This window comes from Candidatus Palauibacter sp. (assembly GCF_965261555.1).
GTDB lineage: Bacteria > Gemmatimonadota > Gemmatimonadetes > Palauibacterales > Palauibacteraceae > Palauibacter.
Window position 1 is genome coordinate 2,721,770 of record NZ_OZ253465.1, and the last position, 10,967, is coordinate 2,732,736.

General features: G+C 64.8%; 9 protein-coding genes and 1 tRNA gene. 7 read left to right on the forward strand and 3 right to left on the reverse strand.

All coding sequences use genetic code 11. The features are described 5' to 3' along the window. Position 1: 1 nt before the first annotated feature. Complete coding sequence (locus tag ACQY5G_RS11720) at positions 2–1,663, reverse strand: hypothetical protein (RefSeq protein ID WP_428274184.1); 1,662 nt, start codon at positions 1,661–1,663, stop codon at positions 2–4. Between the two features lie 86 nt (positions 1,664–1,749). On the opposite strand from ACQY5G_RS11720, the gene ACQY5G_RS11725 reads away from it, so the two are divergent. Together ACQY5G_RS11725 and cax are read left to right on the forward strand one after the other, a co-directional pair. Continuing rightward, a tRNA-Cys gene (locus ACQY5G_RS11725) sits at positions 1,750–1,820 on the forward strand. 51 nt (positions 1,821–1,871) lie between these two features. Further along, the gene (gene cax / locus ACQY5G_RS11730) at positions 1,872–2,987 is read left to right on the forward strand and encodes a calcium/proton exchanger (RefSeq protein WP_428274186.1); all 1,116 of its coding nucleotides are present in this window, start codon (positions 1,872–1,874) and stop codon (positions 2,985–2,987) included. A 258-nt stretch (positions 2,988–3,245) separates the two neighbouring features. On the opposite strand, the gene ACQY5G_RS11735 is transcribed toward cax, so the two are convergent. Both ACQY5G_RS11735 and ACQY5G_RS11740 read right to left on the reverse strand, forming a co-directional pair. Then, the gene (locus ACQY5G_RS11735; RefSeq protein ID WP_428274188.1) at positions 3,246–3,440 is read right to left on the reverse strand and encodes a hypothetical protein; all 195 of its coding nucleotides are present in this window, start codon (positions 3,438–3,440) and stop codon (positions 3,246–3,248) included. Positions 3,441–3,553: 113 nt separating this feature from the next. After that, positions 3,554–3,871 carry a hypothetical protein gene (locus tag ACQY5G_RS11740; RefSeq protein ID WP_428274190.1) on the reverse strand — a complete coding sequence of 106 codons (318 nt, stop codon included), beginning with the start codon at positions 3,869–3,871 and terminating at the stop codon, positions 3,554–3,556. Positions 3,872–4,052: 181 nt separating this feature from the next. Here ACQY5G_RS11740 and ACQY5G_RS11745 point away from each other — a divergent pair, with 181 nt between their 5' ends. The 5 genes from ACQY5G_RS11745 to ACQY5G_RS11765 all read left to right on the forward strand — a co-directional run bounded on the left by ACQY5G_RS11745 (position 4,053) and on the right by ACQY5G_RS11765 (position 10,967). Next, positions 4,053–5,717, forward strand: coding sequence for an amidase (locus ACQY5G_RS11745; protein ID WP_428274192.1), 1,665 nt, complete (start codon positions 4,053–4,055; stop codon positions 5,715–5,717). 75 nt (positions 5,718–5,792) lie between these two features. Then, a complete protein-coding gene (locus ACQY5G_RS11750; protein WP_428274194.1) occupies positions 5,793–7,781 on the forward strand; it encodes a type I restriction-modification system subunit M in 1,989 nt (662 codons plus the stop codon). Continuing rightward, positions 7,778–9,058 (forward strand): restriction endonuclease subunit S, encoded by a 1,281-nt coding sequence (locus ACQY5G_RS11755; protein WP_428274196.1) that lies wholly within the window; start codon positions 7,778–7,780, stop codon positions 9,056–9,058. The genes ACQY5G_RS11750 and ACQY5G_RS11755 overlap by 4 nt, the downstream gene beginning before the upstream one ends. Next, complete coding sequence (locus tag ACQY5G_RS11760; protein ID WP_428274198.1) at positions 9,055–10,308, forward strand: AAA family ATPase; 1,254 nt, start codon at positions 9,055–9,057, stop codon at positions 10,306–10,308. The genes ACQY5G_RS11755 and ACQY5G_RS11760 overlap by 4 nt, the downstream gene beginning before the upstream one ends. A 2-nt stretch (positions 10,309–10,310) precedes the next feature. Next, positions 10,311–10,967, forward strand: a complete 657-nt coding sequence (locus tag ACQY5G_RS11765) for a TIGR02646 family protein (RefSeq protein ID WP_428278688.1) — start codon at positions 10,311–10,313, stop codon at positions 10,965–10,967.

A 10,967-nucleotide genomic window follows, 5' to 3' on the forward strand; every position in this document is an offset into this window, starting at 1 on the left:
GCTAGAAGATGCTGATCGGGAAGCGGAGTTCGGCTCCGTAGCGGAAGGAGGCCGGCGTCCGGCCCCCCGAGCCGGAGATCGCCCGGCGCAGCGAGATGCCGAACTGCCATGCGCCCCGCACCGGTTTTGCTCCGGCAATCAACTCCTCGACGCTCCCGGCCTCGGCGAGATCGATGAGCAACCCGAGCCCCAGTCGATGGCGGGTCTGCGCTCCCTCGGCCGCCACCGTGTTCGGGTCCAGCCCCTCGATCATCCCGACGAACTGATACGTGGGTGCGGGGAGCCGGAAGTAATCGTACTCGATCCCCACGCTGAGGGCGGCGTTGAAGCGCAGGGAGGGGCGGACCAGAACCGCCACGTAGTCCCCCAGATCCCGCCGCATCAGCGCCACCAGGTCCTCCTGGCCATAGGGGCGGTCCGGAGGGTTGAAGCGGAACGCCGCCTCGTCCGGGCGCTGCATCCCGTAGCGGGCGGAAGCGCGGATCATGAAGAGGCTCCCGAAGGCGATGTCCTGGTACAGCGCCAGTTCGATGTCGGTCTGGCCGTCCCCGATCGGGATGTCCGCCGAATTCGTCGGATCTCCGAAGATCGTGAGGTTGCGGTTTCGGATGGGGAGTCGGGCGAGTGCGCCGACGCTCGTGCGCAGCCGAATGCCGCCTTCCGAATCCGCGCCCGGCTCGGAACCCGCGCCCCCGTCGCCGGACGGCCCCGGGATCGGCCGGCGGCGCGTGATGCCGTCGATCAGGTTCACGCGCAGGAAGACCTCCACTTCCCCCAGATCGAGTTCGTTCCGGCTGTCCCTCGGCAGGCGGTCGGCAAAGCCCTGGCTCAGGAAGTGCGTGTTGAAGTCATCCTCCGTCGCGAACTCGGGCAGGGAAAGCTCCGGCAGCATCAGGCCGAGCGCGTCGAACGCCGCCGCGTAGTCCGCGAAGCGTTGCGCCATCTGGGTCCCCGCCGCGCTGGAGGCGGTGGGAATCAGGGCCCCGGCGGCGGCCCGCCGCCCCAGCGTGTTGACGAAGTCCCGGGTGGCGTTCCGGAGCGCGATCGCTTGATCGAGCGCGGTCCCCGTGAGAGAGCCGCCATCGATCAGCGCACCGAGATCGTCGAGCGCCGACCGCGCGTCCATGCGAAAGGGCGCGCCGGACTCGAAGGCCGCGCCGTTTCCGGTCACGGTCGCGGTGGAGTCGAAAGCGAAGCCCACCGTCATGTCCGTGAGCGTGAAGGGAGCCCGGGCTCCCACGCTTACCCAGTCGAGGAGGCCCACCTCGACGCCGAGCCCGAGTCGGCGTATCTGCGCCCGCATGGCGGAGAAGTCGAGCCCGCCGAACGAGAAGTCGTCCTCGGTTACGGGTTCGAAGCCGAGGGCCTCCGCATCGGCATTGAGTTCCTGGATGAGGGCGTGGGGGGGAGGGAACATGCGCCGGGCGAGCGGACCATCGAAGTGGGCGGCCAGCGGCTCGCGCTCCCCGTCGGCGATCCCCGCGCGCGAGTCGAAGGCGAACTGCTCGGTCCAGTTCAGCAGGGTCGGTTGGACGGTGAGCCACAGCTTCCCCTGCCTCGGCAGTCGCGCGTCGCTGAACTGCCCGGCGAGATGGATGGGAGCCACGGCCGTGGAGACGAGGGCGACAAGGATCGGAAGGGCGCGTAGGGTCGGCGAAGGCATCGCGCGAGTATAGCAGTCCGGGGCGCGATGGAGAACCTTCCGCCGGTGGCGTCGGTGTGGTCGCTCCATTAGGCTGTGCGAACTCCGGCGCCGTGGCCGAGTGGTTAGGCAGGGGCCTGCAAAGCCCCCTACTCCGGTTCGAATCCGGACGGCGCCTCTTTTTGCCTCGGGCGGCAGTGCTTTCCGGCGAAAACGGGAGGAGAACGCGTTGGCTCTCAAGCTGAAAGCAGACCAGGTTCTCCTGCTCCTTCTCGTCTTCGTTCCCATCACGCTCGTTCTCGAGTACGTCGTCCACGCGTCGGCGACCACGCTCTTTCTTACCTCCGCGGTCGCGATCGTTCCCCTCGCCGGAATCATGGGGAAGTCCACCGAGATGCTGGCCGAGCACGTGGGCGCCGGTCTCGGGGGACTGCTCAACGCGACATTCGGGAACGCCGCAGAGCTGATCATCGCGATCTTCGCCCTCAGAGCGGGTCTGCACGACCTGGTGAAGGCGTCGCTCACGGGGTCGATCATCGGGAACATCCTCCTCATCTTCGGACTGAGCGCGCTGCTCGGCGGCCTGAAGTTCCGCAAGCAGGTCTTCAACCGGACGGCGGCCAAGCTGGGCTCCACGCTCCTCCTCCTGAGCGCGGTCGGACTCCTCATCCCGTCGCTGCTTCACTTTCTTCGGAACGGGGCGGAGTCCGGGGCGGTGGCGGCGACGGCGGCGGGAACCGGGTCGGGGCTGCTGAGCCTCGAGGTCTCCGTCGTTCTCGTCGTCTGCTACGTCCTCTCGCTCGTCTTCGCGCTTCGGACGCACGCGGATCTCTACCAGGGGACGGGGCACGCCGCCGGCGAGACGCACGCGGCTCCCGCGTGGTCGAAGGGGAAGTCGTTCGCGGTCCTCGTCGGCGCGGCCGCGCTCGTGGGCTGGATGAGCGAGATCCTCGTCGGTGGAGCCGAGGAGGCGGCCCACTCCCTGGGGATGACCGAGGTCTTCGTGGGCGTGATCGTCGTCGCCCTCGTCGGCAACGCGGCGGAACACTCGACCGCCGTGCTCGTCGCCCTTCGGAACAAGATGGACCTGTCGATTCAGATCGCGGTGGGATCGTCCCTCCAGATCGCCCTACTCATCGCCCCGCTCCTCGTCTTCCTCTCCTACGCGATCGGGCCGGCTCCGATCGACCTCGTGTTTTCTCCGCTCGAAGTCGTGGCCGTCGCGGTCTCCGTCCTCGTCGTGGGACAGATCGCCGATGACGGCCAGACGCACTGGATGGAGGGCGTGCTCCTCCTCGCCGTGTACGTCGTGCTCGGGCTCGCCTTCTTCAACCTCCCGGCGTAGCAGGCCGGCCCGGGTTCCGTCGGCCAGCCCGGGTTCCGTCGGCCGGCCTGGGTGCCGCCGCCGGACCGGACGCGAAGCAACGCTTCTCGAACTCGGCGCGTCTCAGTGTCCCGGACCCGCGGAACTTCTGACCGCTTCGGGGGGTCGGGACTGACGGGAGAACTGAAGCCGGGGCGGCGGATCACCCTCCTGTGGCAGGGACGACGTTGGGATGAAGTTGGTTGTACCGAAGTGGTCGTGCGCGCCCCGGCCTCACTCCTATCGCCCGTCGTCCCCGTACAGCTCCTCACGGCTGCATCGGAAGCCCTCGGGCCAGGGCCCGAAGTCGTGCGGCGTGAAGATCTCGTCGATGGATACCGGCGGAACGGGTTCCGCATCGGTCGCCTTACCGATCCCGTCGCGGTCCGCCGCGTCTGAATCTCGCTCGTGAGTCGGCTCTTCTTCCCGGTTCACCAATTCCAGCCTCCGTCCTCCGTCCTGCGGCCGTCCAAGCCAAGGGGCGGCCGTGACTGCCGCGTGTTCATCCGGCCACAAAGCGCAAGGTAAGGGTGTCGTGCGCCCCGGCATCACTTCTCGAGGCGACCTGCCTCGTGATCGGGGTCTTCCAGGCGACGCTCGAGGAGTTGTTCGGTGAACGCCTGTCGCTCGGCGATCTGTCCCACCTGGTCCTGCATCTCGGAAAGCGCCTGAAGCACGCGGTCGTTCGCCGCCGGACCCGGCAGGGCGTCCTGTACCCCGCCGGCGAGCCGGTCCGCCCGATCTCGCGCCGCCTGCTCGAGGAAGTAGGCCAGCTTGCGGGACAGCGGGAAGAGGACGATGCCTCCGGTGATGATCAGCACGATCGTGGAGACGAACGCGAAGACGACGACCAGGTCCATGTCCATGCCGAGCCTCCTGGATCACAGGTGAGGGTTGGGGCCGACATCCGACCGCGGCGCGATACGTCACGTGGACGGATACGGTGCGGACGCAAGAATGACGGTCGGAGTTTCGCGGGCGGCTTGTCGGCTCGTGAATCACGCCGCAGTGTGACCATCTGAGTTACCCCGGCCAGAGGAGGCGAGCGTGTCTGAAGACCTCGACAGGAAAGGCGCGGAGGCGGCGGAGGGCGGGATGCGGCGGCGGGGCTTCCTGAAGGTCACCGCGGCGGCGACCGCGGCGGGGGCCCTCGATCCCCGGACGCTCGTGGCCGCTCCGACGCGGAGCCCCTCCGATCCCGGCACCGCGGGACCACGGGAGGAACTCCGGGCCGCTCAGGAGGAGGTCATTCCGCTCGGGAACGGGGAGCCGCCGGCGCTTCAGTTCCAGGCCTGGCCGGGCGGGACGGGGGCGCTGCTGGAGAAGTACTGGCGAGCGGGGATGAACCCGTTCGAGAAGACCCCGATCGACGTCGAACCCTGGGAGGGGGCCGTGCCGTCGACCGAGGAGGAGATCGCGTTCCTCCCGGTGCACCGGCTGTCGGCGCTCGTGAGGGAACGCCGGGTCTCGCCGACGGAACTGTTCGACATCTACATGGAGCGCATGAAGCGCTACGACCCCGTGCTGCTGTGCGCCGTGACCATCCTCGAGGACCGGGGCAGGGAAGAGGCGGAGCAGGCCGAGGCCGAGATCCGCGCGGGCGAATGGCGCGGCCCCCTGCACGGAATCCCCTACGGCGTGAAGGACCTCTTCTCGACCGTCGGGGCGCGGACAACCTGGGGCTCCGCGGCGTTCCAGACCCAGATGATCGAAGAGGATGCGGAGGTCGTTCGCCGGCTCAACGCGGCGGGCGCCGTGCTCATCGCGAAGCTCGCGACGGGAGAGTTCGCGCGGGGCGACCGCTGGTATCGCGGCCGGACGCTGAACCCGTGGAACCTGGCCTGGGGATCGAGCGGATCTTCCGCCGGGCCGGGGTCGGCGACGGCGGCGGGCTGCGTCGCGTTCTCGATCGGGACCGAGACGCGCGGGTCCATCGTCTCCCCGAGCCGCCGCAACGGGCTCAGCGCCCTCCGCCCCACCTTCGGTCGCGTGAGCCGCTACGGAGGCATGGTGCTCTCCTGGAGCATGGACAAGACGGGCCCCATGTGCCGCACGGTCGAGGATTGCGCGCTCGTGTTCAACGAGATCCACGGCTCGGACGAGAAGGACCCCGCCTCCGTCACGACGCCGTTCCGTTTCGAGCGGAACCCGGACCTGGGCGCGCTTTCGATCGGATACACGGAGGACGCGCCGCACTCCTTCGTCGAGAAGCTCGAGGAGCTGGGGGCGCGGCCGCGGCTCATGCGCGAACTGCCAGCCCAGGCGGCGAGTTCGCTGGGCGCGGAGTCGTCGTCGGCCTTCGACTTCCACGTGGCCCCCGGCGGGGAACTGCCCCCGGTGCCGGAGGGACTCAGCGAGGTGGAGGAGCGCGATTTCACGCGGTTCCGCCGCGGGCGCGAGGGTCTGGCGATGGACTACGTGCACGCGCAGCGGCGGCGCCTCATCGTGATGCAGCGCATGGCCGAGGCGATGGAGGGCATCGACATGTTCGCCACCGGCTCGGGAGAGGTGGGGCTCACGAACGAGACGGGACACCCCGCGGCCGTCGTGCAGTACGGCTTCGGCCCGCTCGGGCCCGAGGGCGAGGAGGTGGATCAGCCCCTGACGACGACGCTCATCGGCGACCTGTTCGCCGACGACAAGATCCTGAGCGTGGCGCACGCCTTCCAGGCGGCGACGGACTGGCACACGCGGCACCCCGCACTCGATTGAGCCTTTGAGGCGGCTGTCCCTTATCTTCCGTTCGCTTACGTCCACCGGCGTTCTGGAGACACCGAATCGTTACGGATGCCTGACCACACGTACTTCTCAAGCCTGATCTGGCAGATTGCGGATCTGCTGCGGGGCCCCTACCGGCCACCGCAGTACGAGCGCGTCATGTTGCCCATGACTGTGCTCCGGCGCTTCGACTGCGTGCTCGCTGAAACGAAGCCTGCGGTGTTGGCCGAATACAAGCGGCTTGCAGGCGGCAAGATCAAGGGCGAAGCGCTGGATCGACGGCTGAACAGGGTCGCCGGAGAGCGATTTCACAACCGCGCGGATCTCGATTTCGAGAAGCTCAAGGGCGATCCGGACAACGTCCACGCGCACCTCGCCACCTACATCCAGGGTTTCTCCCGGAACGTACACGAGATTTTCGAGTTCTTCGATTTCGGGAACGAGATCGACCGTATGCGCGAGTCGAACATCCTGTATCTCGTTGTCTCGAAGTTCTGCGATGTCGACTTGCACCCGAACGCGGTGCCCAATGAGCAGATGGGGCTCGTTTTCGAAAACCTCATCCGGCGCTTCAACGAACTGGCCAACGAGACTGCCGGCGACCATTTTACGCCGCGCGAGGTCATCCGGCTGATGGTGAATATCTTGTTCATCGAGGACGACAAACTGCTCGCGACGCCGGGTACGGTTCGCAAGCTGCTCGACCCGGCCTGCGGCACCGGCGGAATGCTAGCCGAAGCGCAAAACTACCTCCGCGATCATCATCCGGCCGCGAAACTCTTCGTCTACGGCCAGGACTACAACCGGCGTGCCTTCGCCACCGCCGCATCCGACATGCTGATGAAGGATGTGGATCACAACGGAACGGACGAGAGCGTCCAGTTCGGCGATTGCCTTACCGATGACCAGTTTGCCGAAGAGACGTACGACTACTTCCTCACGAACCCGCCGTTTGGCGTGGACTGGAAGAAACAACGGAGAGAAATCAAGCAGGAGCACGACAAGCGCGGTATCGATGGCCGCTTCGGCGCCGGACTCCCTCGCGTGAACGACGGCTCGCTTCTCTTTCTGTTGCACATGTGGGACAAACGGGAACCCATGCGGCCGACGGAGCACAAGCATGGATCGCGCCTCGCCATCGTCTTCAGCGGTTCGCCGCTCTTCACCGGCGGCGCGGGATCGGGCGAGAGCAACATCCGCAGGTGGTTCATCGAGAATGACTGGCTTGAGGCGATCATCGCCCTGCCCGAGCAGATGTTCTACAACACCGGCATCGGCACGTACATCTGGATCGTCACGAACCGGAAGGCGGAACGGCGGCGCGGGAAAATTCAGCTCTTGGATGCGCGCGATGTGTGGACCGCAGGTGGGAGCGAGGAAAGCAGGCGTAGCCTCGGCGACAAGCGCCGCCACCTCACAGCCAGCCAGATCGACGACATCGTGAGGCTTTACGGCCAGCACGCCGATGGCAAGACGTCCAAGGTCTTCGACAACGCGGAATTCGGCTACACGCGCGTGACTGTGGAACGCCCGCTCCGCCTTCGCTACCAGATGAGCGCGGATGACAAAGCGCGCTTCCTCGATGCGTGTCCGCATCTGCTTGATGACGTACAAGCTATTGACAAGTCGCTTGGACGGGAATCCAACAAGGATTGGAATGCCGTTTCGAGCCGCATTGACACCTTGCTGCACTCCCGCAAGTCGCGGTGGACCTCCCGCGAGAAGAAGCTCTTCCGGAGCGTTTTCACCCAGAAGGACCCCAAGGCCGAGCCAGTTACGCGAAGCGGGCGAACGACCGACTACGAGCCGGATCCTACCCTGCGTGACTTCGAGAACGTGCCTCTCGACGACGACATCGCCATCTATTTTGAGCGGGAAGTGCGGCCTCACGTGCCCGACGCATGGGTGGATCGCAACAAGGATAGGGTTGGGTACGAGATCAACTTCAACCGCCACTTCTACAAGTTCACGCCACCACGTCCGCTGGACATGATCGACGCTGAGCTGAAGCAGGCCGAGGAAGAAGTCATGCGTTTGCTTCGGGAGGTAACGGAATGACGTCCGTGGCCCGGAAGCAGCTACGTCATGTGTTCGCCGTGGTCAGCGGTGCTACGCCCAAGAGTGGAAACGCCGACTACTGGGACGGTTCTATACTCTGGGTAACGCCGGAGGATATCGGTTCCCTAGAAGACTACTGGCTTCGAGAGACGCGCCGGAAGCTCACTCGAGCGGGGTATGAGTCGTGCGGGACAACCATCGTGCCACGCAGTTCCATCGTCCTCACCAAGCGCGCTCCGATTGGACACGTTGCGGTTCTCGCCGAAGAGGCATGCTCGAACCAGGGTTGCTTCCTGCTAGTTCCGCGCCACGAAGCTGACACCCGATTCCATTACTACTGGCTGTCGGCGCAGGCCGACTATCTTCAGATCCTCGGGCGTGGTTCCACCTTCATGGAGCTAAGCACGAGTGACGTGAAGTCCCTCAGGATCCCGCAACCATCTCTCAAGGAGCAACGTGCAATCGCCGACCGCCTCGATGGCATAACGGGGCGGTTGGACGCACTTTTGGCGGAGAACGAGCGTGTGCTCAAGCTGTTGTCCGAGAAGCGCAGGGCGATCATCGCACGTGCCGTCACCTCGGGACCCGACTTCCGTGGCCTCCGGCGCAGATCCCGCATCCCGCAGCTAGGGAAGATCCCGGCGCATTGGAAGACAGTTCGGTTGAGGTTCCTTCTGACTGAGATCGAACAGGGCTGGAGTCCCCGAGCGGGAATCAGCGTGCCCAGCGATGATGATTGGGGTGTGCTGAAGCTCAACGCCGTTAGTCGAGGTCGCTACGATGACCGTGCCGCCAAGGTTATCCCGCAGAATGTGAAGCCTCGCCCGGACCTTGAAATCCAGCCCGGGAACGTTCTCGTGACTCGATCAAACACGCCGCAGCGCGTGGGGGACGCATGTTTCGTGGATGAGACGAGGCCAAAATTGATGCTCTCGGACATAATCTATCGGTTGGGGCTGCGAAAGGATGTCGTGGACGGAAGATTCTTGGTGTATTTCTTGACACTTCCTGTGGGCCGTGTACAGATAGAGATCGACGCTCGGGGCACGAGCGCGTCGATGGTCAAGATCTCACAAGAACACATCAAGAACTGGCGAATTCCCCTGCCTCCACTGGACGAGCAGCGTTCAATCGTTGCTACGCTTGCCCAGCAAACGGAGAGAATCGAGCGGGCGCAAGATGCGGCGGAACACGCAATCGAACTCATCAAGGAGCGTCGCGCCGCCCTGATCGCCGCCGCCGTGACGGGACAGATGAAACTGGAAAGTGTGGCATGATCGTCAAGCGCTTGAAGGTGGCCAACGTCCGTGCGATTGAGGCGGTAGAGTTCCAGTTTCAGCCGGGAATTAACCTCATTGTCGGAGTGAACGGTGCTGGGAAGACCAGCGTGCTCGATTCGTTGCGTGTATGCCTCTCGGCGTTCGTGAAACGCGCGAACAAACTTCGGACGCCGGTTGAGGGATTTGTACTTGACGACATTCGGGTCGGCACCAACGCGTTGACGGTTGAATGCACCGTCCGCCGCGCGTCAGCTGAACATCAGTACGTGATCCACAAGCCGCGTGAGGCCAGTGCCCAGCGAGAGGGCATGGCCGGCAGGCCGCGTGAGCAAGTCCACGATACGCCGGGAAAGGCATCGTTTCTCGGTGCGGCCCCGGAGCCGGCGACAGGGGAAGAGATCGGAGGCCGACCGCTGGCAGCGCTGTTCTCGACGAAGCGGGCCGTTCCATCCGCACGGACGCCGAGTAAGCGGTTGGCTGCGGGAGGTGTCGCGGCAGCGTTCGCAGACGCGTTCGCGGATCGTGAGCTGCGACTTGGCGAACTCGCCGCCTGGATGCGGGCTCAAGAGGCGGTGCGGTCAGAGAGGGCGCGGGCGGGCCGAGCGCTCGATGCATTCGAGAATGCAGTCGTGCGGTTCCTCCCCGGATACGCGAATCTGCGCACCGATGACAGCAAGCGTCCACGCCTACTGATCGACGGTGACGACGGCACGGTCGCCGTGCGCCAAATGTCGGATGGTGAACGTGGAGTGCTTGCGCTAGTGCTGGATCTCACTCGACGCCTCGTGCAAGCCAATCCAGAGCTCACGGATCCGGTCGCGGAGGCAGAGGCGGTGGTGCTGATCGACGAAATCGAGCTTCATCTGCACCCAAGTTGGCAGCGGCAGATCGTGCGGAAGCTCGAGGCCACATTTCCGAGCTGTCAGTTCATCGCCACGACCCATTCACCACAAGTGATCGGAGAAGTTGAGCATGATCGAGTCCAGATCATCGCGGACGGTGAGGTCTACAGGCCGCCGAACGCTTTCGGTATGGATTCCAGCCGCGTCCTTGAAGAGATCATGGATGCCCCTCCAAGGAACCGGAAGGTGAAGGAATTGCTGGCGCAGGTGTCTCGGGAAATCGATAGTCAGCGGTACAAGATGGCTAAGGGATTGCTGGTGGAACTCGTAGAGCAGCTGGGCGAAAACGATCCCGAGGTGACTCGAATCAAAACGCTTCTCGATTTCATGGAGGGTGATGATTGAGAGTGATCGCCAAAGGGCGGGAGCCACCGAGCCTGACAGCGCACCGCCAGACGTCGCACAGCAGTTATGAAAACTACCAGGAGAAGGACGAACTGCGAAACGCGCTTGTCACCGAGCAGCGTGGCCTGTGCTGCTACTGTATGGGTCGCATCAAGCCTGATCGGACGGCGATGAAGATCGAGCACTGGCAGTGCCGGGCACGCCACCCGGGCCGAGAGCTCGCCTACCGCAACCTTCTCGCCGCTTGTCCGGGTCGTCTAGGTGATGGCGTTGGACAGCCTGCGCGCCTCCAGCACTGCGACACGAGGAAGGGTGACAGCGATCTCAAGTGGAACCCTGCCGAACCAGCTCATCGCGTCGAGACGCGGATCCGGTACGGATCTGATGGTTCGATCCGATCGAACGACGTGAGTTTCAATGAACAGCTTAACGACGTACTGAACCTGAACCTCCCTGTTCTCAAGAGGAATCGCGAGGGCGTGCTTGAAGCTGTTCTCCAATGGTGGAAGCACGAGAAGGCGCAGATCCGTGGTCCCGTGCCGCGTGAGCGTATCGTGCGAGAGCGGGACAGATACGCTACGGGTGGCGGGGAGCTGACGCCCTACTGCCAAGTTGCCGTGTGGTGGTTGAACGAAAAGCTCGCAAGGATGGCAGCGTGA